At 64.6% G+C, this 22,245-nt stretch carries 20 protein-coding genes and 2 tRNA genes; 8 read left to right on the top strand and 14 right to left on the bottom strand.

Annotated features, from left to right (window positions below; genetic code table 11):
* The first annotated feature begins 117 nt into the window (after window positions 1-117).
* The 3 genes from MLD63_RS04575 to MLD63_RS04565 all read left to right on the top strand — a co-directional run bounded on the left by MLD63_RS04575 (window position 118) and on the right by MLD63_RS04565 (window position 3,895).
* Complete coding sequence (locus tag MLD63_RS04575; RefSeq protein WP_255328715.1) at window positions 118-2,715, top strand: tetratricopeptide repeat protein; 2,598 nt, start codon at window positions 118-120, stop codon at window positions 2,713-2,715.
* Between the two features lie 116 nt (window positions 2,716-2,831).
* The gene (locus MLD63_RS04570) at window positions 2,832-3,005 is read left to right on the top strand and encodes a hypothetical protein (RefSeq protein WP_255328714.1); all 174 of its coding nucleotides are present in this window, start codon (window positions 2,832-2,834) and stop codon (window positions 3,003-3,005) included.
* Between the two features lie 119 nt (window positions 3,006-3,124).
* On the top strand, window positions 3,125-3,895 hold the full coding sequence (locus MLD63_RS04565) for a metallophosphoesterase (RefSeq protein ID WP_255328713.1): 771 nt from the start codon (window positions 3,125-3,127) through the stop codon (window positions 3,893-3,895).
* Here the strand turns inward: MLD63_RS04565 and MLD63_RS04560 are convergent.
* The 4 genes from MLD63_RS04560 to MLD63_RS04545 all read right to left on the bottom strand — a co-directional run bounded on the left by MLD63_RS04560 (window position 3,874) and on the right by MLD63_RS04545 (window position 6,828).
* The gene (locus tag MLD63_RS04560) at window positions 3,874-5,091 is read right to left on the bottom strand and encodes a sulfotransferase family protein (protein ID WP_255328712.1); all 1,218 of its coding nucleotides are present in this window, start codon (window positions 5,089-5,091) and stop codon (window positions 3,874-3,876) included. The two genes, MLD63_RS04565 and MLD63_RS04560, sit on opposite strands and share 22 nt — an antisense overlap.
* A 73-nt stretch (window positions 5,092-5,164) precedes the next feature.
* The gene (locus MLD63_RS04555; protein ID WP_255328711.1) at window positions 5,165-5,713 is read right to left on the bottom strand and encodes a GNAT family N-acetyltransferase; all 549 of its coding nucleotides are present in this window, start codon (window positions 5,711-5,713) and stop codon (window positions 5,165-5,167) included.
* A 128-nt stretch (window positions 5,714-5,841) separates the two neighbouring features.
* Window positions 5,842-6,114: a 50S ribosomal protein L27 gene (gene rpmA / locus MLD63_RS04550; RefSeq protein WP_255328710.1), complete on the bottom strand. Its 273-nt coding sequence runs from the start codon at window positions 6,112-6,114 to the stop codon at window positions 5,842-5,844.
* A 3-nt stretch (window positions 6,115-6,117) separates the two neighbouring features.
* Window positions 6,118-6,828, bottom strand: coding sequence for a 50S ribosomal protein L21 (locus tag MLD63_RS04545; protein ID WP_255328709.1), 711 nt, complete (start codon window positions 6,826-6,828; stop codon window positions 6,118-6,120).
* Between the two features lie 285 nt (window positions 6,829-7,113).
* Here MLD63_RS04545 and MLD63_RS04540 point away from each other — a divergent pair, with 285 nt between their 5' ends.
* Window positions 7,114-8,151, top strand: a complete 1,038-nt coding sequence (locus tag MLD63_RS04540; RefSeq protein WP_255328707.1) for a zinc-binding metallopeptidase family protein — start codon at window positions 7,114-7,116, stop codon at window positions 8,149-8,151.
* A gap of 28 nt (window positions 8,152-8,179) precedes the next feature.
* Here the strand turns inward: MLD63_RS04540 and MLD63_RS04535 are convergent, their stop codons facing one another.
* The 5 genes from MLD63_RS04535 to MLD63_RS04515 form a co-directional block, all read right to left on the bottom strand.
* Complete coding sequence (locus MLD63_RS04535) at window positions 8,180-9,955, bottom strand: peroxidase family protein (RefSeq protein WP_255328706.1); 1,776 nt, start codon at window positions 9,953-9,955, stop codon at window positions 8,180-8,182.
* A 194-nt stretch (window positions 9,956-10,149) separates the two neighbouring features.
* Window positions 10,150-12,414 carry an adenosylcobalamin-dependent ribonucleoside-diphosphate reductase gene (locus MLD63_RS04530; RefSeq protein WP_255328704.1) on the bottom strand — a complete coding sequence of 755 codons (2,265 nt, stop codon included), beginning with the start codon at window positions 12,412-12,414 and terminating at the stop codon, window positions 10,150-10,152.
* Window positions 12,415-12,471: 57 nt separating this feature from the next.
* Window positions 12,472-13,326 carry a lyso-ornithine lipid O-acyltransferase gene (gene olsA, locus MLD63_RS04525; protein ID WP_255328703.1) on the bottom strand — a complete coding sequence of 285 codons (855 nt, stop codon included), beginning with the start codon at window positions 13,324-13,326 and terminating at the stop codon, window positions 12,472-12,474.
* Complete coding sequence (gene olsB / locus MLD63_RS04520; protein ID WP_255328700.1) at window positions 13,323-14,105, bottom strand: L-ornithine N(alpha)-acyltransferase; 783 nt, start codon at window positions 14,103-14,105, stop codon at window positions 13,323-13,325. The genes olsA and olsB overlap by 4 nt, the downstream gene beginning before the upstream one ends.
* Window positions 14,106-14,288: 183 nt before the next feature.
* Window positions 14,289-14,468, bottom strand: a complete 180-nt coding sequence (locus MLD63_RS04515) for a DUF3553 domain-containing protein (RefSeq protein ID WP_255328699.1) — start codon at window positions 14,466-14,468, stop codon at window positions 14,289-14,291.
* 55 nt (window positions 14,469-14,523) lie between these two features.
* On the opposite strand from MLD63_RS04515, the gene MLD63_RS04510 reads away from it, so the two are divergent.
* Complete coding sequence (locus MLD63_RS04510) at window positions 14,524-15,150, top strand: histidine phosphotransferase family protein (RefSeq protein ID WP_255328698.1); 627 nt, start codon at window positions 14,524-14,526, stop codon at window positions 15,148-15,150.
* A gap of 22 nt (window positions 15,151-15,172) precedes the next feature.
* On the opposite strand, the gene MLD63_RS04505 is transcribed toward MLD63_RS04510, so the two are convergent.
* Window positions 15,173-16,441, bottom strand: a complete 1,269-nt coding sequence (locus MLD63_RS04505; protein ID WP_255328697.1) for a glutamate-5-semialdehyde dehydrogenase — start codon at window positions 16,439-16,441, stop codon at window positions 15,173-15,175.
* Between the two features lie 99 nt (window positions 16,442-16,540).
* Between MLD63_RS04505 and MLD63_RS04500 the strand changes: the two genes are divergently transcribed.
* A complete protein-coding gene (locus tag MLD63_RS04500; protein WP_255328696.1) occupies window positions 16,541-17,005 on the top strand; it encodes a DUF1203 domain-containing protein in 465 nt (154 codons plus the stop codon).
* A gap of 290 nt (window positions 17,006-17,295) precedes the next feature.
* On the opposite strand, the gene MLD63_RS04495 is transcribed toward MLD63_RS04500, so the two are convergent.
* From MLD63_RS04495 to MLD63_RS04485, 3 genes are all read right to left on the bottom strand, one after another.
* Window positions 17,296-17,372 (bottom strand) — tRNA-Asp (locus MLD63_RS04495).
* A gap of 41 nt (window positions 17,373-17,413) precedes the next feature.
* Window positions 17,414-17,490 (bottom strand) — tRNA-Asp (locus MLD63_RS04490).
* 95 nt (window positions 17,491-17,585) lie between these two features.
* Entirely contained in the window at window positions 17,586-18,713 is a 1,128-nt protein-coding gene (locus tag MLD63_RS04485) for an anhydro-N-acetylmuramic acid kinase (RefSeq protein ID WP_255328695.1), read from the bottom strand.
* A gap of 40 nt (window positions 18,714-18,753) precedes the next feature.
* Here MLD63_RS04485 and tyrS point away from each other — a divergent pair, with 40 nt between their 5' ends.
* Window positions 18,754-19,992 (top strand): tyrosine--tRNA ligase, encoded by a 1,239-nt coding sequence (tyrS, locus tag MLD63_RS04480; RefSeq protein ID WP_255328693.1) that lies wholly within the window; start codon window positions 18,754-18,756, stop codon window positions 19,990-19,992.
* 11 nt (window positions 19,993-20,003) lie between these two features.
* On the opposite strand, the gene MLD63_RS04475 is transcribed toward tyrS, so the two are convergent.
* Complete coding sequence (locus MLD63_RS04475) at window positions 20,004-20,642, bottom strand: DUF6151 family protein (RefSeq protein ID WP_255328692.1); 639 nt, start codon at window positions 20,640-20,642, stop codon at window positions 20,004-20,006.
* Window positions 20,643-20,745: 103 nt separating this feature from the next.
* On the opposite strand from MLD63_RS04475, the gene MLD63_RS04470 reads away from it, so the two are divergent.
* Entirely contained in the window at window positions 20,746-22,245 is a 1,500-nt protein-coding gene (locus tag MLD63_RS04470) for a TrkH family potassium uptake protein (protein WP_255329497.1), read from the top strand.

Here is a 22,245-nt window from a genome sequence, read left to right as displayed (position 1 = left end):
TGCGCAACGTGACGCGGCGCCAGCCGCGGATCACGTTCGCGCGGGTTTTAGCATGATTTGCCGTGACCCGGCAGCAGGCCTCCCGTATATTTTGCCTGCCCATTTGCAGGAGTTTCCATGAAGTTGCGTTTGATCCTCGCCGCCACCGTCATGCTTTCGCTGGCAGCCTGCGAAAGCTCGGGCGAAAAGGCCGAGCGCTACTTCCAGTCCGGCGTCGAACTGGCCGAGGCGGGCGACACCGACCGCGCCATCGTCGAACTGCGCAACGTCTTCACCTATGACGGCGAACATTACGAGGCGCGCAAGCTTCTGGCCGAACTGCTGGCAGAGCGCGGCGATGTGGGCGAGGCCTATTCGCAATATCTCCGGCTGGCCGAACAATATCCCGATGACGCCGCGACCCGCCGGACGCTGGCGACGATCGCCATCGACCAGGGACAGTGGGAGGAAGCGGAGCGTCACGGCAACGCCGCCCTTCAACTGGAACCCGACGCGCCGGAAGCGGCCGACATCCGCCTTGCCCTCGCTTATCGCAAGGCGGTGATCGACGAGGATGCAGCTGCCCAGGAACAGGCAGTCGCCGATGCGCAGGCGCGGATCGAGGCGGAACCCGAAAACGCGCTCGCGCGGCGCATCCTTGTCGCCGAGGCGATCGAATCCGACGAGCCCGAAGACGCGCTCGACGATCTTGATGCGCTCATCGCCACCGACCCCGACAATCTCGATTACGCGATGGTGAAACTCCGCATTCTGGGGGAGCGCGAGGATCGCAGCGAAGCACATGCCTACCTGCAGCAGCTTGCCGAGAAGTTTCCCGACAACAACGAAGTGCAGATGACGCTGGTCGGGCTGCAGATCTCGGAAGGTCAGCTTGACGAGGCCGAGGCCGTGCTGCGTCGTCTGGCCGGACCCGACGACGGTCCTGCAGAGCCGCACCTGACCGTCATCAAGTTCCTCGAACTCAACAAGGGCTTCGACGCGGCGCGCGACGAATCAGCGCGTCTGGCCGAAGCCAATCCCGAAAACGCCGCGAACCGGCAGCTCTACCAGTCGCTGCAGGCCTATTATGCCTTCAACCTTGGCGACCGGGAGAACTCGATCGCGATCATGGAGCAGACGCTGGAGGGCGCCGAGCCTTCGGACCAGACCAACCGTCTGCGTGCGATGCTGGCCGGGATGCGCCTGCAGATGGGTGAACGCGACACCGCAACCGCACTGGTCCAGGAGGTGCTGACCGCCGATCCGAATAACGTTCACGCGCTGCGGCTTCGGGCGCAGATGGAACTGGACGACGATCAGTCGACGCAGGCGATCAACACGCTGCGCCAGGCGCTGAGCCAGAACCCGCGCGATACCGAAACCATGCTGCTTCTGGCCGAAGCCTATTCGCGCGCGGGCAACCGTGAACTGACCGGCGAGACGCTGGCCTCTGCCGTGGACATCTCTGATCGCGGCGTGCCGGAATCGCTGCGCTACGCCGATTTCCTCGTGTCGCAGAACCGCAGCGCGGCGCGCAACGTCATCACTGATGCGCTGCAGCGCAACCCGCAGGATATCGAGCTTCTGATGCGTCAGGGTCAGATGGCGCTTGAGGATCAGACTTATCCGCAGGTGGAAGAGGTCATCGCCCGCCTGGAATCGATCGATGAGGATCCGCGCGCTGCAAACGCGGCGGAAACCCTGCGCGGTGCGATGATGCTGCGCCAAGGCCGGACAGACGAAGGTCTCTCAATCCTGGAAGAAAGCGCGTCGGGCGGCGGCGACGCTGCCGCGGTGCTCAGCGTCGTGCGCGCGCAAGTCGTCGCCGGTCGCACGGCGGAGGCACGGACCTATCTCGACAACCTGCTGGCCGAAGATCCGGAACGCCAAGACCTGCGCCTGATCGATGCCGGCCTGTCGCTGACCGAAGGCAATGCGGACCGGTCCGAGGAAATCCTGCGTGGACTGATCGCCGATCATCCCGACATGTTGCAGGCACAGGAGTTGCTGTACCGCCAACTGCTGCAAAGCGGTCGCCCGGATGAGGCCGCGGCCACACTGGACGCCGCGCTCACGGCGAACCCGGATGCGCGCAACCTGCTGCTTCTGCGCGCGACAGCGCAGGAACAGGCCGGCGACATCGACGCTGCGATCGAGGGCTACGAGGCGCTTTACCGCGCCAATACCGGTGACATCGTTGTCGCCAACAACCTAGCCAGCATGCTCGCGACGTGGCGCGACGATCCCGAAAGCCTGACGCGCGCCAGCGCCGTCGCCCAGCGTCTCAAGGATACGCGCGTGCCGGCCTTCCAGGACACTTATGGCTGGATTGCCTACCGCAACGGCAACGCTTCCGAAGCGCTGACCTACCTTCAGCCGGCGGCCGAAGGCCTGCCCAATGATCCGCTGGTCCAGTATCATCTGGGGATGGTTCAGGCGGAGCTTGGCCGGACGGAGCTGGCCCGCGAAAGCCTGACCCGCGCCCTGCAATTGGGCGAGGGACGTGACCTGCCCCAGATGGCCGATGCGCAGACCGCGCTGGCCGTGCTCGACGGTGGTACGCCGACCGATGGGGGCACGGCGGGTGACTCAGCGCCGGCGGCGGACGCAACGTCTGTGGAAGAATCGACCGAAGCGGGACAGGCAGAACCGGCAACCGCCACCTCCACTTCGGAGCAATCGGCACCGGCAACCGCCGAGACCGAACCGGCGGTAGAGCCGGCCGCTGGAAACTGAACCTGACTTTAGCAGACATTTTAGACATTTCTTCTTGGCTGAGAGATGCTCTGCGGTTATTTGTTAACGACCCGGGGCTAGCATGATCCAGACGCCTCGATGGGGACGGATGGATGATGGCAGCGATGTTGATCGGCGGGATTGTGGGCGGCGTGCTGATGGCGCTGGCCGTGATCCTTGCTGGCTTCGGTCCGCTTGCCGGCTTCCTTGGTTACGTGGTCGGTGGCAGCGCAACACTTCTGCTCATCGCCACTGCCGCAGCGCTGCGCCCGTTTCTGCGTCTTCGCTGAAGCCTACTGGTCGCCGCCGGACGCTTCCGCCGCAGATGGTATGCCTATTGCCGATCCCATGTTGCTTTCGCCATGATTGCTGACCGATAAGCGGCTGACCTGATCGGAGCAGCGGACGAATGCCCTTCACGCTCATCCACCGGCTCATGGCCCGCTTGCACGGCGGTGCGGCGTCCGTGGTGCCGCCACTGCCCCGCCCCGACCAGCCACTATGTCTGATCGGGGACATCCACGGCCGCAGCGACCTTCTGGACCTGATGCTGCAGCGGATCGCACAACAGCCCGGCGGCGAGGATGCGCACATCATCGCTCTCGGCGATCTGATCGACCGCGGCCCCGACAGCGCCGGCGTCATCTCACGGTTGATGGATGAACAGGCAACCAGACCCGCGCACGTGACCGTGCTGATGGGTAACCACGAGCGTCTGATGCTGGATTTCCTTGCCGATCCGGTCCGGAACCCGCGCTGGCTGCATTTCGGCGCGGCCGACACGATGCGCTCCTACGGGATCGAGCCCGCGACCGACCGCCCTGCCCTGGCCGCCGAGGTCCTGCGCAACGCGATGCCACAGAGCCACCGCGACTGGCTGACCAACCTGCCGCTCTATTGGGAAGGCGACGGGCTCGTCGCGGTCCACGCCGACGCTGATCCGTCCCGCCCGCTGTCGCGACAATCCGAGGACGTCCTGCTGTGGGGACGCGACGATTTCGGAAGGCGTCGACAGAATCCGCCCTGCTGGATCGCGCACGGCCATGTGATCCAGGAACAACCCTATGCGCTGTCGGGCCGCATCGCGCTGGATACCGGCGCATGGAAAACCGGCACGCTTAGCGCCGCGTGGCTGGACGCCGACGGGCTGCGATTCATTCAGGTCGGCGCGCCAGCCTGACCCTGCGCCGGAACGGGCTCTGCCTCGCCCAGCAGGATCATAAGCTCACGAACGAGGTCTGTCTGCCAACTGCCATGCTGCAGGGCAAATCGCTGGGCCCGGGCGGCCTCGAGACGGCCGAGTACGATCTGATGCTTGGCGAGCCTGAAACGCTGGCCGACCAGATAAGGGCACATCGTCAGAAGCTTGTTCAGCGCGTCGATCGCCGCCTCTAGGTCTTCGGCCTCCTCCGCCCGGCGCGCCTGATACAGCAACGCCAGCATGCGACCGCTGCCCGACAGCGAGGGCCAAGCGATGGGCAGCTCCGCATCGAGGTCAGCAAGCCCTCGTTCGTTCAGCCGCCCGGCCTCTGCAAGCAGCATGCGATCAACCGGGCCCTTCGCCTGAACGTCGTCCCTTGCAACATCGGCATCCGACGTCCGGCGTTTGAGCAAGGCCATATCAAACTGCCAGCGCGCATGCGGGTCGACGCGGTCGATGTCTAGATGAACAGACGGGGCCGTGCCGGCATCTTCGAGCGCGAGGGAATATCCGAACGCCTCGAAATCATCGGCGTACAGTCTTGCCACGATCTCCAGCGCCTCGTCATCGTAGAATTGGGCCAGTCGGCCCGACGCATCGGTGCCGTGGGTTGCCCTCACCTCGATCGGCAGATCCCAATCAAGCCAAGCGCAAAGATCGCCTGCGGTATCGGAAAAATTCTCGAGATACTGCACGCGGACGGGCGCGATCCGTCCTAAGTGGACGTTCTCCACCTGTGGTCGGTGATGCTGATCGACCACCTCGAGGTCCGGCTTTTCGCCCAGCAAGCGAAGAAACTCGACGAAGCTCGGCTGCGCATCCAGGGGCATCCGATGGCTGATCAGGAACTGAAATCTCAGGGCGTTGCGCCGGGCAATCTTGTCCAGATACGCAGAGAGGATCCGTGTGTAAGGGTTGCGGACGACGGTGAACACCTTGCTTGCCGGACCGATCGAATGAAGATCAGTGGACCAGATCGGCTGCCTGCCGTGGATTTCCTTGGAACCGGGACGAGCCTCATGATCCAGCCCGGCATCGCGACGAAGACCCTTGATCATCGCGGCACGGACGGTCGAACAGCCAGCCTTGGCGTTGCTGAGATAGGCAGTATCGCGGGCACCTGCATAGCAGACGCACTGAGCGATCATGAACGGATGGGGCGTACCGCGGATCATGGGACAGCTATACGGACCATCCCGATCCGGCGCAAGCCTTTAATCCTGAAGGTAGAAAGCCAATGCCAGCGTTTCAGCCGTCCATCCGCCGCACATAGGTCCAGGTCGGCACCCGCGCGTCGCGGGCGACGGACCAGGCCTCTGCGTCGCCCAGATAATCGAAGCCGCAATTCGTCAGGACCCGGGCAGAGCCGGGATTGTCCTGAAACGCCTCGGCAAACAGCGTGCGCGCGCCGTGCGGATTAGCCCGGATCAGCGCCTCGACCGCTTCGGTCGCGAAGCCCGTGTTCCAGAAGCCCGGTCCGATCCAGAACTCCAGTTCCGACTGCCCGCCGTCCATCCGTTTCAGCGAGACGAGCCCCAGCAGTTCGGCAAGATCATGTGCAGTCCCGTCGATCGCCCAGACATCGACGCCGCCGTCGCCCGCCATCGCGCGAGAGACCGCCGCCTCAGCGGCGCCCGGCGGCAAAGGATGGGGGATCGTTCGCGTGCCCTTGGCCACGCGCGCATCCGACGTGTAAAGCGCGATCAGCCCCGCATCGGATTCCCGTAATGGGCGCAGCACCAATCGCCCCGTCTCGATACGCGCAAGCGCCGGCTCACCCAGCGTCAGATCGTCCATTCCTCTCCCCTTCAACCCTCTGACAACGCGCTTGCCCCTCCCTCCCGCGCCCTGTCGGCGTGGGTGGCAAATGCGAAGGGGACCGGCCCGCGCCGATCCCCTGCTAACACGTCTGTGTTAAGATCGGCTTATTCGGCGGCTTCCAGCGCCTGCGGCATCACCGACACGAAGGTGCGGCCCTTGAGCCCCTTCTTGAAGGTCACCTGGCCGTCGGTCAGTGCGAACAACGTGTGGTCCGTCCCCATGCCGACATTGGTGCCCGGCCACCACTTGGTGCCGCGCTGGCGCACGATGATGTTGCCCGCGATGGCTTCCTGACCGCCGTACAGCTTGACGCCGAGACGACGACCGGCCGAGTCGCGACCGTTGCGGGACGAGCCGCCTGCTTTCTTGTGTGCCATGGCTTAGTCCTTCTTACCCTTGGCAAGCTCTTTCGCCTGCTTGATCCAGTCTTCACGGTCGATCCGGCCCGAGAAGGACAGCTGATCGTCCATGTATTCGATCTCTTTCTTCTTCCAGGCAGCGATCTGGTCGAAGTGGTAGACGCCGTTCTGGTGCAGCAGTTCTTCCAGCTTCGGCCCGACGCCCGAGATCAGTTTCAGGTCGTCAGCCCCACCCTCGCGCGGCGCGTCGAGCAGGTTTCCTGGGCGCGTGCCGACCGGCTTCGCGTCGCCTTCGGCAGGGGCTGCCTCGGCCTTGGCGGCCTTTTTCGGCGCTGCTTTCTTGGGCGCGGCATCGGTCTGCTCTGCCGCGTAGGCCGCACCGCCGGTGCGGGCGCCGATGGCTGCCTTCACGCCGGTCTTGTCACCGCCCTCACCCAGGACCTCGGTCACGCGCAGCAGCGTCATCTGCTGGCGGTGGCCCCGCGTGCGCTGGCTGGAATGTTTCCGCCGGCGCTTGACGTAGGTGATGACCTTGTCGGCCTTGATCTGGTCCAGCACTTCGGCCTGAACCGCCGCACCCGACACGAAGGGCGAACCCAGCGTCGAGCCGACCATCAGGATGTCGTTGAACTGCACCGTGTCGCCCGCGTTGGCCGCCAGCTTTTCCACGCGCAGAACGTCGCCCGCCTGCACCTTGTATTGTTTTCCGCCGGTCTTCAGAACCGCAAACATCGTCTTGTCCTTGTCTTGCCGCGCCCTTCGGCCCCTGCGTAAGCAGACGTTCATCGCCCCGGACAGCGCACCCGTGTGATCAGGGTGGTGTTGAAAATAACGCACCGGCCCAAGGCAGATGCCCGGCCGGTCGCGTGCATATGGCGGATTCGCAGCGTGAAGTCAAGCAAGCGACGCCCCTGACGCAGGCTGCAACCCGATCGCTTCGGAGTCGATCCTTTGTTGGTCGCGGGGAACTTGCCGTCCTCGCGCCGCATTTCCCCGTCGACCCGATCGGAGCGCAGAATGCAACGTTTTTCATGCCCGGCATGCCATGCCCGGGCCTATTTCCACAACCTTGGTTGCCCCAACGGCCACGCGATCTTCTACGATCCGCAGCAGGGCGCGATGGTCAACGATGCAACGCCTTGCGCCAATCGCGACCGCATCGCCTGCAACTGGAAGGCCGAAGAAGGGGAAACCTTCTGCCGGTCCTGCCGCATGTCAGAAGTCGTGCCCGTCCTGAACGTCGGCAACAATGTCGAGCTTCTGGACAGGGCCGAGCGTGCGAAACGTTGGGTTCTGGCCAATATCGCCAACTGGAACTGGTTCACCTCGGCCGATCCCGGCCCGCGTCCGCATTTCCTCATGCTGTCCGAAGAAACCGGCGGTCGTGCGGCGCAGATCATCATGGGTCACGACAAGGGCGAAATCACCATCAACGTGACCGAGGCGGATGAGTTGATCCGCTTGCAGCGCCGCCAGAAGCTGGGCGAACAATATCGCAGCATGGTCGGGCATTTTCGTCACGAATTGGCGCATTACTTCTTTGACCGTCTGTCGCCCGCCGATGGTTTTTTGGATGAGTTCCGCCGCATCTTCGGCGATGAGCGTGCCGATTACGGCGAGGCGCTTAAGGCGCATTACGCCAATCCGCGTGATCCAGGCGAAGACTACATCACCCCCTACGCGACCGCTCACCCGCACGAGGATTGGGCCGAAACGGTGGCCCACCTGCTGCATCTGGTCGATTTCACCGACAGCTTCGTCAGCGCCGGCCTGACCATGCCGGGCGTTCCCGAAAACTTCGCGCCGTATGAGGAAGACGACACCGCGCGCTTGCTCCTGATCGCGGGCGAGGTCGCGATCGCCGTCAACGATATCAACCGGGCGCTCGACAACGGTGATCTTTATCCGTTCACGCTGACCGTGCCGGTGCGCGAGAAGATCGGCTTCGCGCATGGCTGGATGAAGAACCACCTGTCGCGAGCGGCAAGCGCGCCGAAGCACGAAATGCCCCCCGATGCCGAGGCCGATGACAGCGCAAACCCTGCGGACGCGTGACGCGTCCGCAGGATCATCGGCTCAACTCTTATTCCAGAACCAGTGCAAAGCGCATCCAACGCTCGATCGTATCGATCGGGGCATCGCCAGGCAGACGCAGCGGGCTCTGTGTCGGCTCGAACCCGATCGATAGCGCGCTTTCGGGATCATCCAGCAGCACGCCAATGAAGGTGCTGGCCACGATCCAGCTTCCCAACTCGCCCAGTCGGTTTCCGCCCGCTGCTTCGGCCTCTGCCAGAACATAGAACCACAACGGCGTCCGCTCGTGCAGCCGAGCGCTGCTGCCCTGCAGGAAGGCGGTCACGTCGGGCCGGTTGTCCAGGATCGCGCCGACATCGGCGATCGGCTGGCTTTGAACCGCGCCGATGGACCGCAGATGGGCATGCAGCGCCTGCCCCGTCGGCAGCCTGAGGTTGAAGCCGCGACGCAGGTTCCGTTTGGGCAGGCTTTTCAGCATCGCGCGGATCTGATCGCTCAGCCCTTCCTCGTTGCCTTCATTGACCATCGTCTCCAGCGGCGGCGCGATATGGGTATCGATCTTGCGCGCCGCTCGCGCGGCGAGGCCGTCCGCGTGATTGCCATCCGCGGTGACGAAGCGCGACCAGTCGATGATCCAGTTGTCAGGCAACCTGTCGTTGCCGAAGATGTCCCCGCCGCCGGTAAAGCGGAACAGCAATTCAAAACTCGCTTGGTTCAGGATATTCCCGGGCCGGCCGAAATTGGCGTTATAATCGTAATTGTTGCGCACCATCGTGTGACCATAGCGATAGGCAGCGACCGAAAACTCCAGCGGCAGCGCATTGCCCAGGCCGCGCGCACCATTCCGCTCGGCATAAGCGCGGCGGAAGGCAAAGAAATGCTCGGCCCGATTATCGATCACACGCTGTACCACGGCAGGGTCGCAGATCGATTTCAGGAAACCCTCGACGATCAGCCATTGGTAATGCAGCGTGGTCAGCCGCTTCGCGGCGTCGAAATCCGCGATCCAGCCGGTATCGTTCGCCTCCAGAAAATCGATGACGCGATTGTGGAAGCGCAGGAAGCTCAGGTGAAACTGGGCGACGATCAGGTTCTCGTCGTTGCGCATGTCACCGATCAACGCGCGCTTCTTCAGCGTCGCCTCGAACTTGGCCTTCTTGTCAGCAGGCACCAGCCGCAGAAAGGCCTCCCGCACCTTCGCGGACACCTGGCCAAAACGCGGCAGATCGCGGTGCGGGTCAAGTCCGTCAGGCATCGGCCCGTCCGGTTGCGCGGTGCCGACCCGCATCTTGTTTTTGAGCGTCGGGTGACGCATCCCCGAAATGACCGTCGCGGTGTCGCGGGCCTGCTGCGGGGTCATGCCGCTGCCCAAGGCACGCCCGCCATAGACGCTGTCCAGATCGAACCGGGGTGTGCGCGCGTTCTTCAGCATCGCCTCGATATCGGCGTGGCTCGAACCGGGCGCGGCCGCGGTGATGTTGGACACGACCGAATCCCGGTCGGTGCGTGCGGTCAGCTCATGATCCAGAAACTGACCCCAATAGGTCAGGACCGCCGGCAGGGTCGAATCCGGTGTGACCGTCGGCCCGCCATCGCCGGGTGCAGGCACCATCAGCTCTGCCAGCTCATCCAACTGGCCCAGGACGTCGCTTGACAGATAGTTGTTCGGATCGCCCGAGGGCGGGAACAGGTAGCCGAAATCGGCCCGTTCGTCGGCCGCGATGTCGCCATCGGCTGGCGTCGATTCAAGCGCTCTGACATGTTCCAGCGCTCGGGCGTTCGGGGCACCCGCATCCCCACCGTGTGACTGGGTAACGATAGACATGGATCGGATCCTTGTTGAAATAAAAGAGGCCGCTTATTCAATCGAGATCCGATCAATATCGGCGACTCGATTTATTTATCACGGCAGCAATATAAATTTATTTTCTAAATCTGGTCAATTGAGAATGCGCCAATAAAAAACGCGGCAATAAATTGCCGCGTTTGATTATTAGGATATAGATCGCTCGTTCGGCGCTAGCCGCATTTGGAATGACCGCAGGACGGACAGGTCATGCATCCCTCGATCATCCGCATCCCGTATTGCCCGCAATTCGGACAGGCCGGACCCCGCGGGCGTTCGCCCACGGCCATCACCTCGGCCTGAGGGTCCGATTTCAGCCCCAGCCCCTCGCCGGCGAGGAAGCCCGTCGCGATCATGTGCCGCTCGATCACGCCGCCGATCGCGGCGAGGATCGAGGGCACGTACTTGCCCGCCATCCACGCCCCGCCGCGCGGATCGAACACCGCCTTCAGCTCCTCGACCACGAAGCTGACATCGCCGCCGCGCCGGAATACGGCCGAGATCATCCGCGTCAGCGCCACGGTCCAGGCGAAATGTTCCATGTTCTTCGAATTGATGAAGACCTCGAACGGGCGGCGGTGGCCGGCCTGCACGATGTCGTTCACGGTGATATAGATCGCGTGTTCGCTGCCCGGCCATTTCAGCTTGTAGGTGGCCCCGTCCAGCGCCGCCGGGCGGTCCAGCGGCTCGGTCAGGTAGACCACGTCGGCGCCGCGATCGGCCTCGGGCGCGTCCTCGGTCTTTTCGCTGATCGACAGGACGCTGCCGGTGACCTCGTTCGGACGATAGGTCGTGCAGCCCTTGCAGCCCAGATCCCAGGCCGACAGGTACACGTCCTTGAACGCCTCGAAGGAAATATCCTCGGGACAGTTGATCGTCTTCGAAATGGACGAATCCACCCATTCCTGTGCCGCCGCCTGCATCGCCACATGATCCTGCGGGTCGAGCGTCTGCGCGTTCACGAAGTAACCGGGCAGCGGCGCATCGCCCTTCAGGTCGCGCCACATCTGCACGGCGTAATCGACGACCTCTTCCTCGGTCCGGCTTCCATCCTTCTGCAGCACCTTGCGGCTGTAGGCATAGGCAAAGACCGGCTCGATCCCCGAGCTGACATTGCCCGCGTAAAGGCTGATCGTCCCGGTCGGCGCGATCGATGTCAGCAACGCATTGCGGATGCCATTCGCGGCAATCGCCTCGCGCACGTCCGCATCCATCTTCGACATGAAGCCCGAACGCAGGAATTCGTCCCGATCAAACAGCGGGAACGCGCCCTTCTCGGCCGCCAGATCAGCGCTGGCGAGGTAAGCCGAGCGTGCGATGGCCTTCATCCAGACGCGCGTCTGTTCGACCGCATCCTCGGCACCGTAGCGCAGCCCCAGCATCAGCAGCGCGTCGGCAAGGCCGGTGACCCCCAAACCAATCCGGCGCTTGGCCTGCGCTTCGGCGGCTTGCTGCGGCAGCGGAAATTTGGACGCATCGACGACGTTGTCCATCATCCGAACGGCGGTGCGGACCAGATCGTCCAACGCGTCCCTGTCCAGATGCGCGGCATCGGTGAAAGGATCGCTGACCAGACGCGACAGGTTGATCGAGCCCAATAGGCAGGCGCCATAAGGCGGCAGCGGCTGTTCCCCGCAGGGGTTCGTCGCGGCGATGGTTTCCGCGTAATGCAGGTTGTTGGCCTTGTTGATCCGGTCGATGAAGATGACGCCCGGCTCGGCGTAATCGTAGGTCGCGCGCATGATCCGGTTCCACAGATCGCGCGCCTGCACCGTCCGATAGACCCGGTCGCCGAAGCGCAACTCCCACGGACCGTCGGCCTTCACCGCCTCCATGAACGGATCGGTGACCAGCACGGACAGGTTGAACATGCGCAACCGGGCGCTGTCCTGCTTGGCCTCGATGAAGCTTTCGATGTCGGGATGGTCGCAGCGCATGGTCGCCATCATCGCGCCCCGGCGCGACCCTGCCGACATGATGGTGCGGCACATTGCATCCCAGACATCCATGAACGACAAGGGGCCGGACGCATCTGCCGCGACGCCCTTCACCTCGGCGCCCTTGGGCCGGATGGTCGAGAAGTCGTAACCGATGCCGCCCCCCTGCTGCATGGTCAGCGCAGCCTCCTTCAGCATCTCGAAGATGCCGCCCATGCTGTCGGGGATCGTGCCCATGACGAAGCAGTTGAACAGCGTGACCGAACGCCCGGTGCCAGCCCCGGCCAGGATCCGGCCGGCGGGCAGAAACTTGAAATCCTCCAGCGCGGCGTAGAACTTGTCTTCCCACGCCGCAGGCTCCGCCTCGACCCGCGCCAGATCGCGCGCGACGCGGCGCCAGCTATCCTCGACGCTGCCATCGACGGCCTGCCCCTCGGCATCCTTCAGACGGTACTTCATGTCCCAGATCTGCTCGGCAATGGGGGCGGCGAATCGGGTCATGGCAATGTCCTCGGGTAGATGGGGGATTGTACGATATATGGGGGCGCCGGGCGACGCTCAACCCAGATCGTGCGGCATCGACGGCAGGGCGTCGCGCACCGCCGCCTCTGCCCTGCCAGACAGGCTCTTGCGAGTCTCGCCCGCGACCGGGATCGGCCGATGCAGCACGACCGTCGCGCTGCCCTGCCGCCTTGCGGACAGCACCTGCAACAGATGCGGCCCCAGATCCATGTCGGCCCACCAGCCGTAGAAGCGCGGGTCTTCGCCCTCGGGCGCCCGATAGATCGCGGTCACCGGCTGGATCGACAGCCCGTCCGGCAATCCCTGATCCAGGAATCCCTGAAACAGCGTCGGCTTGAAGGGAAGCACCCGGCGCCCGTCGCTCGACGTGCCCTCGGGAAAGAACAGCAGCTTGTGACCCGCCCGCACCCGATCCGCGAATTCCACCGCCTGTGCGCGTGCCAGCCTGGGGTCGCGCACGACGAAATGCGTGTCCGTCACCGCGGTCAGGATGTTGATGCCGGGCCAGCCGCGGACTTCGGCCTTGCTGACGAAGAACACCGGCAGCGCCGCGTTCAGGACCAGAATGTCGAGCCAGCTCGAATGGTTCGCGACCAGCGCGCCGGGACCGGGCAGCGCTTCGCCCTCACGTCGCCAGCCGATGCCCAGACAGGCCAGCACCAGACGGCAGACGCCCTGAACGTGAGGCCCGGTCCACGGCCTGCGACGCCCGTGAAACAGCCGTTCGATCCCGCGAAGGGGCAGGATCAGGATCACGCCCAGCAGAAGCACCAGCACCGCCGGCACCCCGCGCCGGATCACGCGCCACCAGCCGCCAAGGCCTTCGGGCCGCCGCAGGACCGGCGGCGCCTCGCCGCGCCAGGTCGCCGGGCCGCGGCCCGCATCACTCACGTGTTTTCCCACCGCGAGGTATAGAATTCCCGGTGCCGCTTCGACATCGCCGCCGTGTCCATCAGCAGAAACACGTCGGTCGTGTTGAAGGTGCGGTCCAGATAAGCGCCCTCGCCCACCTGACCGCCCAGACGCAGATAGGCCTTGATCAGGGCGGGCATGCCCACGATCGCCTCGCGCCGGTCCAGCCTCTCCGCCGGGATCAGGTCCATGCTCTGATAGCCTTCGGGCCGCGCGACGGGCCGCAGGGCGGGCGGCGCCAGATGGTGCTGGTGCAACCAGGACAGCGACGGCGCGAGCGACGGGATATCGGTGCCATGGAAACTCGCCACGCCGAACAGGACTTCGACGCCCAGTTCCAGCACGTATTCCGACAGCGCGTTCCACAACAGGAACATCCCCGACCCGCCGCGGAATTCGGGATCGACGCAGGACCGCCCCAGCTCCAGCAGCTTGCGGCCGGAATGGCGCAACACCGTCAGATCGTATTCGGCATCACAATAGAAGCGCCCGAACTCTGCCGCGCGCCGCCCCGGAAGCAGACGATAGACACCCACGACATGATCCAGCGCCTCTTTCGAGCGGCGGGTGTCGATCAGGCATAGATGATCAACCACCGGATCGAACTCGTCGATCTCCAGCCGGCGGTCGTGATCGACCATCGGTCCGTCGCCGCCCAGCTCTTCGACGAAGACGCGATAGCGCAGGCGCTGCGCCGCCAGCAGATCGATCTCGCTGGTGGCGATCCTGATGTCGAAATAGGACGGATCCGGTTTCATGCGACCTGCGGATGCACCTCGGGTGTCGCCATGTAGGCTCAGCCGCCCGGCGATGCAACCATGCGACGGGTCAGCAGAATTCGCGAGGACGGGTTGTTAAACTCGCTTAAAGGTTGCATCAAGTTCGCATGAGATCCGCGCTTGCAACCGTTATGCGCCCGCTGCCGAGCCAAGGTCGGTGCGCTAGCCATCGCCGGGATCGAGGATTTCCAGCACGACCCGCCGGCCGTCGATGACCTGTTTTCCGGCATGGGCAAAATTGACGGTGATGCGGTCGCCGATCCGCGACTGGACCTGCCCGTCACCCCAGTCCGGCGCGCCGGGATGGCGCACGATCATGCCTGGCTCAAGGATTTCGTTCATCGGCGCCTCGTCGGTCCAGCAGATGTTTCACCGTTTCAGTAAAAGGTAGTCTTGAATGAATGACCAGTCCACGCGGATCACCCCCGGGGCGTTGGCCTCGCTGGTCGGCTCGCGCCTGTGCCACGACCTCGTCTCTCCGCTCGGCGCGATCGGCAACGGGGTCGAGCTTCTGCAGATGTCGGGCGCCTTTCCGGGCATCGCCAAATCCGACGAGATGCAGCTGATCTCTGAATCCATCGCCGCAGCCCGCTCGCGCATCCAGTCCTTCCGCGTCGCCTTCGGACAGGCACCGGGCGGCCAGCGTGTCGCCCACGCGGAATTCGAGCGGCTGGTCCACGGCCTGTCGTCGACCGGTCGGCTCAAGGTTCAGCTCGACAGCGCCGGCGATCATCCCCGCACTGACGTGCGGATGGTCCTTCTGGGCCTGATGTGCATGGAAAGCGCGATGCCCTGGGGCGGGCGGGTCCTCGTCTGCCGGGCCGGGACCCGCTGGCGTCTGGTGGCCGAAGCGGAACGAACAAAGCCCGACACCGCGCTCTGGTCCTGGCTCGGCGGGGCCGAGATGCTGCCCGCCGCCACCGCGTCCGAGGTTCATTTCCCGCTGCTGGCCGAAGCGGCCATCGAAGCGCGCCGTGACCTGCAATGGGAGCTGGACGAAACCGGGGCCGAAATCTCGTTCTGAACCCTGGCCCCGGCACTGACCCCTACGGCCGCAACGTCCCGTCGCCCGTCACCAGATACTTGAAGCTGGTCAGCTGCTCGGCGCCCACCGGGCCGCGAGCATGCAGCTTGCCGGTCGCGATTCCGATCTCGGCGCCCATGCCGAACTCGCCGCCATCGGCGAACTGGGTCGAGGCGTTGTGCAGAAGGATCGCACTGTCCAGCCCCTGGAAGAACCGCTTCGCCGTCGCATCGTTGGCCGTCACGATGGCCTCGGTGTGCTGGCTGCCATAGCGGCGGATATGCTCGATCGCCCCCTCGACGCCGTCCACGCGGCGCGCGGCGATGACCATGTCCAGAAACTCGTGCCCGAAATCATCGGCCCCGGCCGTTACCGTTCCCGGCAGCTTCGCCAGATCGCCGTCGGCCCGGACCTCGACGCCGGCTGCGACCAGCGCCGCGATCAGCGCCTCGGCATCGCCATAGGCTTCGTCGATCAACACGCACTCGGCGGCACCGCAGATTCCGGTCCGACGGGTCTTCGCATTGACGACGATCCGCCGCGCCATTTCGGGCGCAGCCTCTCCGTCGACATAGACGTGACAGATGCCCTCCAGATGCGCGAAGACCGGCACCCGCGCCTCTCGCTGGACCAGCCCCACCAGACCCTTGCCGCCGCGCGGAATGATGACGTCGATCAGCCCCTGCGCCTGCAGCATCGCGCTGACCGCGGCCCGGTCGCGCGTGGGGACAAGCTGGATCGCGTCTTCGGGCAGACCGGCCTCGCGCAGCCCCGCCACCATGCAGGCATGGATCGCGGCCGATGAGTGCAGGCTTTCCGAGCCCCCGCGCAGGATCACGGCATTGCCCGATTTCAGCGCCAGCGCCCCGGCATCCGCCGTGACGTTCGGACGGCTTTCATAGATCACGCCCAGCACGCCGATCGGTGTCCGCACCCTCTGGATGCGCAGTCCGTTCGGCCGGTCCCATTCGGCGATCACCGCCCCGATCGGATCGGGCTGACCGCCGACCGTGCGCAGCCCTTCGGCGATGGCCCCGATACGGTCCTTGTCCAGCCGCAGCCGGTCGGTCATCGCATCGCTCAGCCCCTTGTCGCGACCGAATTGCAGGTCTTGCTCGTTGGCTTCCAGGATCTTTGGCATCGACTGCGCCACCGCATCAGCCGCCGCATCCAGCGCCGCGTGCTTGCGTTCCGCGCTCGCCTCGCGCAGCACCTCGGCCGCCTTGCGCGCCGCTTCGCCCATGCGCTCGATCAACGCCTGTGCTTCGCCCCTGTCAGACCTGTCGTCCATCGCCGTCTCTCCGATTGTCGGATGCCGCGCCCGTTTTGCCTGCCCGCGCGCAGCCGGACCTCCTCATACACAGCCGAGATTAAAAACAGGAGTCCCGAAATGGCACTGACCTTCCTGCCGATCCCGACCGGAACTGCCCGCGCCCTGCGCGATGGCCCCGATGCTTACGGCTTGCCGCCCGAGCGTATTGGGGCCTCTGACGGAATCGCTACGCCCTGCCGACATTGTCTTGCGCAGGTCCCCGAAGGCCAACCCTACCTTATCGCGGCCCATCGGCCCTTCTGCGGCCTCAACCCCTATACCGAAACCGGACCGATCTTCCTCTGCGCCGCCGAGTGCGTGCCCGGCGGTCCAGGATTTCCGACCAGGATGCTCACCGCACCCAGTTACATCGTGCGCGGCTATACGGCGGATGAGCGGATCCTGTACGGCACGGGCTCCGTGGTGGCGACCTCGGACATTCCCGCGCGGTGCGAAGCGCTTTTCCAGGACGACAGGATCGCCTTCATCCACATCCGCTCGGCCAGCAACAACTGCTTTCAGTGCCGGGTGGAACGCGCCTGACGGGCGCAGACGCGCGCAACACCTGCGAGCAGGCCTTAACGCCCTCATCCGTCAGGAAATATCCCCGCCGGAGGCATCCCGGCGCCAGCCGGGAGATCTTAACGATCCCCTAACCGCACGCCCGCAGCCTGTGTACAGGGTGTGTACAGCCTGTGTACGCCCGGTGTACGGATGTCACAGCACCAGACCCAGCAATTGCGGGCCGAAACGCGGCGAAAGGTGTTGCGCTGTTGCGCCCCACCGTACGCTGGCGTTGCCGTTAACGAAGCTGAACGAAGGGAACGGGACAGTGGCGCGGTTGACGGGGCTCGAACCCGCGACCCCCGGCGTGACAGGCCGGTACTCTAACCAACTGAGCTACAACCGCGCATGTCTGTCTGATCCGCAAGGGATCGGGGCGAAGGGTGGTGGCGCGGTTGACGGGGCTCGAACCCGCGACCCCCGGCGTGACAGGCCGGTACTCTAACCAACTGAGCTACAACCGCACACTCACCTTCCCCGGCTGATCGCCCGCCGGGGTGAGGGCGGATTTACGGGAGGGGTCAGGGCGCGTCAAGGGCGGATCGCGGATTTCCCGCGCCTATCGTGAAAGCCCTCGCGGATGGCTGATCCGCCCGCCACAAACCGGCCCAGGCGCCCCGGTCGTGCTCGGCCCCGACGTCGGCAAGCCATTGAGAACACGGACCGCAAGCCATCCGAACGCCTGCGCCTCCAGCATGTCACCGTCCAGCCCGACCGCCTCGACCGGCTGGACTTCACAAGGCAACGTCGCCGTCAGCGCCTCCATGATCGCCGGATTCGACCGCCCGCCACCGCAGACCAGTACTGTTTCGGGCGGTGCCGGCAACCAGCGGATCCCCGCCGCGACCGAGCCTGCGATGACCGCCACCAAGGTCGCCGCGGCGTCAGCGTCGGACAGCCCCGCCACCATGCGGGGCAGATCGGAAAACTCGTCCCGGTCCAATGACTTCGGCGGTTTTCTTTCGAAGAATCGATGTTGCAGGAATTGCTCGACCACCCCCGCATCAGCATGGCCCTGCCGCGCCAAGGCGCCACCTTCGTCCCGTGCCACGTCACGCCGCGTCCGCATCAGATCATCCAGCGGCGCGTTCGCCGGCCCGGTATCGAAAGCCAGGCAAGCGCCCTCAGCCTCGGGTGCCTCTGCCGTCGGATCGACCCAGCTGACATTTCCGACGCCGCCAAGGTTCAGGAACGCGACCGGCGCGCGCGGCAGCAGCCTCTGCCCTGCGGCCCAATCCGCGCAGGCCCAGTGGAAGAAAGGCGCCAGTGGCGCGCCCTCGCCGCCCTGCCGGACATCTTCGCTGCGAAAATCCCACACGACCGGACGATCCAGATCGCGCGCCAGATGCGCCCCATCGCCCGCCTGATGCGTGCCCCGCCCGCGCGGCTCATGCGCGAAGGTCTGGCCATGAAACCCGACGACCTCCGCCTCGGGAAAGGCTTTCGCCAGGTCGGCATGGCCCGCGCGCGTGATCTCGGCCGCCTCGGCCACGCCCGGCTCGCCCGGCCAGCGCCCGCGTGCCGCGTGCAGCACCGCCGCCTCGTTGCCGGAATAGGCACGATAGGCGGACCGTCCAAATCCGCCGATGCGAACGCCGTCGGTCTCGATCAGCGCCGCATCCACCCCGTCGAGCGAGGTGCCCGACATCATCCCGAGCGCCCGGATCATCGCTTTTCCTTTGTCCATGCCGGCGGTATATCCGCAGCGTTGACAAGGAAAAAGCCCGATGACCTACCACGCCAAATCCGATTTCATGCGCATCATGATCGAGCGCGGCTTTCTGGCCGACTGCACCGATTATCAGGCGCTGGACGATGCGCTAAGCGAGGGTCCCGTCACTGCCTATATCGGCTATGACGCGACGGCAGCGAGCCTGCATGTCGGTCATCTGCTGAACGTGATGATGCTGCGCTGGTTTCAAAAGACCGGCAACCGCCCGATCACGCTGATGGGCGGCGGCACGACGAAGGTAGGCGATCCCAGCTTTCGTGCCGATGAACGGCCGCTGCTGGGTCCAGACCAGATCCAGGCCAATATCGACGGGATGCAGCAGGTCTTCGCGCGCTATCTCGATTACGGCGATCAGCGCGCGCTGATGCTCAACAACGCCGAATGGCTGGACGGGCTGAACTACCTCGACTTCCTGCGCGATGTCGGACGGCATTTCAGCGTCAACCGGATGCTGTCCTTCGAATCGGTGAAGTCCCGGCTGGATCGTGAACAGTCGCTGTCCTTCCTCGAATTCAACTACATGATCCTGCAGGCCTACGACTTTCTGGAACTCTACCGCCGCTACGATTGCCGGCTGCAGATGGGCGGCAGCGATCAATGGGGCAACATCGTCAACGGGATCGACCTGACCCGCCGGGTGCTGGACCGCGAGATCTGGGGCCTGACCTCGCCCCTGCTCACCACCAGCGACGGGCGCAAGATGGGCAAGTCGCAGGGCGGCGCGGTCTGGTTGAACGGCGACATGCTGTCGCCCTACGAATTCTGGCAGTTCTGGCGCAACACGACCGACGCCGATGTCGGCCGGTTCCTGAAACTTTATACCGAGCTGCCGGTCGAGGAATGCGACCGGCTGGGGGCGCTGCAAGGCTCCGAGATCAACGAGGCGAAGGTGCGGCTGGCCAACGAGGTCACCGCACTGCTGCACGGTGCCGAGGCCGCCGCCAGCGCCGAGGCCACCGCGCGCGAGGTGTTCGAGCAGGGCGGCACCGGCGGTGATCTGGAAGTGGTGACGATCCCCGCCGGTACGCTGCCCCTTTCGATCACGCAGCTTCTGGCGCAGACCGGAATCACGGCTTCGGGCAAGGAGGCCAAACGACTGATCGCCGAAGGCGGGCTGCGTCTGAACAACGAATCCGTCAACGATCCGCAGCATTCCATCGACGCATCCACGATCGGCGACGGGATGAAGGTCTCGGTCGGCCGCAAGAAGCACCGCATGGTTCAGATCGGCTGAAGGCTTTCCGACTATAGCAGCCTCGGCTCGACGATGGGCGTGATGCCATCATCCTGCGTGAACGGCGACCCTTTGGTCTTGCCTGCAAGCCTGCCCTTCAGGATGAAGGGCAGAACCGCCAGCATGTCCCGAAAGCCGATCTTGTGAGAGATCGGAAAGGGCGGCTGACCGATCGCGTCGCGCCCGTAGATGCGCGCCCGCACAGGCCCCAAGCGTTTCGGTGCGTTCGGGTCTGCCGCGTGAAACGCGTTGTGAAGGATGCCGAACCACGGAATGCCGGCGCGCATGTTCCCGATGGGCGAATTGCAGCATCGCACCGACCAGCGATAGATCCCGTTCGGACTCAGCCGGTTGCATTGCAACTGATCGACGCCCGAAACGATCCAGATCTCGGACGGGTAGACCGGGATGACCTCGGTTCCGCCGTGATCGTCCAGCAGGTCATGCCGCCCGAGCCTGTTCAGAAAGCTTTGGCAATCCCTACAATAGCACACCAGACGGCCCGGCGTGTGGTCCGGAAACCGCGTCAATTCCGCCTGGAAGGTTCCGCAATCGCAGCTGATCCGCATCACTCGACGATAGCGCGGAAAGCGCTTCGCGGAAATAGCCCGGGCGCCATCCGCGCCACAGGACGATGGTGGCGATGCCATTGCGGCGCTTTCCCTTTGCCCTCCTCCGCGATCACGGCGATGATGCGCCCATGATGTCGAGCCCTTCCCGATCTCTTCCGTTTGACAGGTTTTCGCCGTGGCGATGAGACATCCCGGCGAAGGCGGCGTGATCGCCAAGCGGGTGCGCTCGGACATCGACATCCGGCCGGTCGCCCATGCCATCGGCAAGATCATCGCGGTCCTCGGGGCAACGATGCTGATCCCGATGGCGGTGGACTGGTGGGGGGGCGATCCCCATTGGACAAGCTTCGTCGAGGCCGGGACCCTGACGGTCATCATCGGCCTTCTAACGATGGTGGCGACCAGCGGCCCCAGCGAATCGCTGACCATCCAGCAGGCATTTCTGCTGACGGCGGGGCTCTGGGCCGTGATCCCGCTCTTTGGTGCGCTGCCCTTCATGTTGGGTGCGCCTGGCGTACGCTTCAGCGACGCCTATTTCGAAGCAATGTCAGGCGTGACGACGACCGGGACGACGGCCTTCCCTGCGCTCGACGACCTGCCCCGCGGAACGAATCTGTGGCGCGTGATGCTGCATTGGTTCGGCGGGCTGGGGATCGTCGTCGTGGCGATGGTGTTCCTGCCGGTGATGAAGGTCGGCGGGATGCAGTTCTTCCGGTCCGAAGGGTTCGACACGCTGGGCAAGATCCTTCCCCGCGCGGCCGAGATCGCGGCCGAGATGACGCGGCTCTACCTGATCCTGACCGCCGCCTGCATCATCAGCTTCATCATCGCGGGGATGAACGGCTTCGACGCCATCGTCCATGCGCTTTCGGCCATCTCGACCGGCGGCTTTTCCAACTACGACGCCAGTATGGGTGCCTATCTGGGCGCGCCCGAATGGGTGGCCTGCATCTTCATGATCCTCGCATCGATCCCGTTCATCCGTATGGTTCAGGCGATGCGGGGCAATTTTGTGCCGTTGTGGCAGGACGTGCAGGTGCGCGCCTATCTGCGCTGGATCTTCTACGCCTGCGCCCTGATCATGATCTATCGCGTGCTGTGGATGGGACAGGGCGGCGAGCCAATGTTCCTGATCCGCGAGACCGTGTTCAACACGATCTCGACCTTTTCGGGCACGGGCTTCGCCTCGACCAACATGGCCGAATGGGGCCATTTCCCGATTGCGCTGCTGATCGTCTGCGGACTGATCGGCGGCTGCACGGGTTCCACCGGCTGCTCGGTCAAGATCTTCCGCTATCTCGTGCTGCTCGAAGCCGTGCGCGCCCAGATCCGGCGGATGCATTCGCCCCACCGGGTCTATCCGCTGCGACTGGAAGGCCGGCCACTCGATTCCGACGTTGTCAGTTCGGTGATGACCTTTTTCACGCTCTTCATGCTCAGTTTCGGGTTGCTGATCGTGGGTCTGGCCCTGACCGGCCTGCATCCGCGAACTGCGCTGACTGCAGCCTGGACCTCGATCGCCAATGTCGGCCCCGCATGGGGGCCCGAAATCAGCGCCAACGGGGCGATCAACCAGTTTCCGCTGGCTGCGAAATGGCTGATGATCTTCGGGATGTATCTCGGCCGGCTAGAGCTGATCGCCGTCGTGGTGCTGTTTCTGCCGCGCTTCTGGCGGACCTGA

The sequence above is a fragment of the Paracoccus albicereus genome (assembly GCF_024359525.1).
Taxonomy (GTDB): domain Bacteria; phylum Pseudomonadota; class Alphaproteobacteria; order Rhodobacterales; family Rhodobacteraceae; genus Paracoccus; species Paracoccus albicereus.
The sequence above is the reverse complement of the archived record's forward strand: the minus strand, read 5'-3'. Positions and strand labels throughout refer to the sequence as shown.

Coding starts and splice junctions, on each gene's coding strand:
- tyrS (WP_255328693.1), top strand. CDS start 18,754: ATGACCTACCACGCCAAATCCGATTTCATGCGCATCATGATCGAGCGC.
- rpmA (WP_255328710.1), bottom strand. CDS start 6,114: ATGGCACACAAGAAAGCAGGCGGCTCGTCCCGCAACGGTCGCGACTCG.
- MLD63_RS04535 (WP_255328706.1), bottom strand. CDS start 9,955: ATGTCTATCGTTACCCAGTCACACGGTGGGGATGCGGGTGCCCCGAAC.
- MLD63_RS04575 (WP_255328715.1), top strand. CDS start 118: ATGAAGTTGCGTTTGATCCTCGCCGCCACCGTCATGCTTTCGCTGGCA.
- MLD63_RS04565 (WP_255328713.1), top strand. CDS start 3,125: ATGCCCTTCACGCTCATCCACCGGCTCATGGCCCGCTTGCACGGCGGT.
- olsB (WP_255328700.1), bottom strand. CDS start 14,105: ATGAAACCGGATCCGTCCTATTTCGACATCAGGATCGCCACCAGCGAG.
- MLD63_RS04485 (WP_255328695.1), bottom strand. CDS start 18,713: ATGGACAAAGGAAAAGCGATGATCCGGGCGCTCGGGATGATGTCGGGC.
- MLD63_RS04570 (WP_255328714.1), top strand. CDS start 2,832: ATGGCAGCGATGTTGATCGGCGGGATTGTGGGCGGCGTGCTGATGGCG.
- MLD63_RS04530 (WP_255328704.1), bottom strand. CDS start 12,414: ATGACCCGATTCGCCGCCCCCATTGCCGAGCAGATCTGGGACATGAAG.
- MLD63_RS04545 (WP_255328709.1), bottom strand. CDS start 6,828: ATGTTTGCGGTTCTGAAGACCGGCGGAAAACAATACAAGGTGCAGGCG.
- MLD63_RS04540 (WP_255328707.1), top strand. CDS start 7,114: ATGCAACGTTTTTCATGCCCGGCATGCCATGCCCGGGCCTATTTCCAC.
- MLD63_RS04500 (WP_255328696.1), top strand. CDS start 16,541: ATGGCACTGACCTTCCTGCCGATCCCGACCGGAACTGCCCGCGCCCTG.
- MLD63_RS04475 (WP_255328692.1), bottom strand. CDS start 20,642: ATGGCATCGCCACCATCGTCCTGTGGCGCGGATGGCGCCCGGGCTATT.
- MLD63_RS04510 (WP_255328698.1), top strand. CDS start 14,524: ATGAATGACCAGTCCACGCGGATCACCCCCGGGGCGTTGGCCTCGCTG.
- MLD63_RS04515 (WP_255328699.1), bottom strand. CDS start 14,468: ATGAACGAAATCCTTGAGCCAGGCATGATCGTGCGCCATCCCGGCGCG.
- MLD63_RS04505 (WP_255328697.1), bottom strand. CDS start 16,441: ATGGACGACAGGTCTGACAGGGGCGAAGCACAGGCGTTGATCGAGCGC.
- MLD63_RS04560 (WP_255328712.1), bottom strand. CDS start 5,091: ATGATCCGCGGTACGCCCCATCCGTTCATGATCGCTCAGTGCGTCTGC.
- MLD63_RS04470 (WP_255329497.1), top strand. CDS start 20,746: ATGAGACATCCCGGCGAAGGCGGCGTGATCGCCAAGCGGGTGCGCTCG.
- MLD63_RS04555 (WP_255328711.1), bottom strand. CDS start 5,713: ATGGACGATCTGACGCTGGGTGAGCCGGCGCTTGCGCGTATCGAGACG.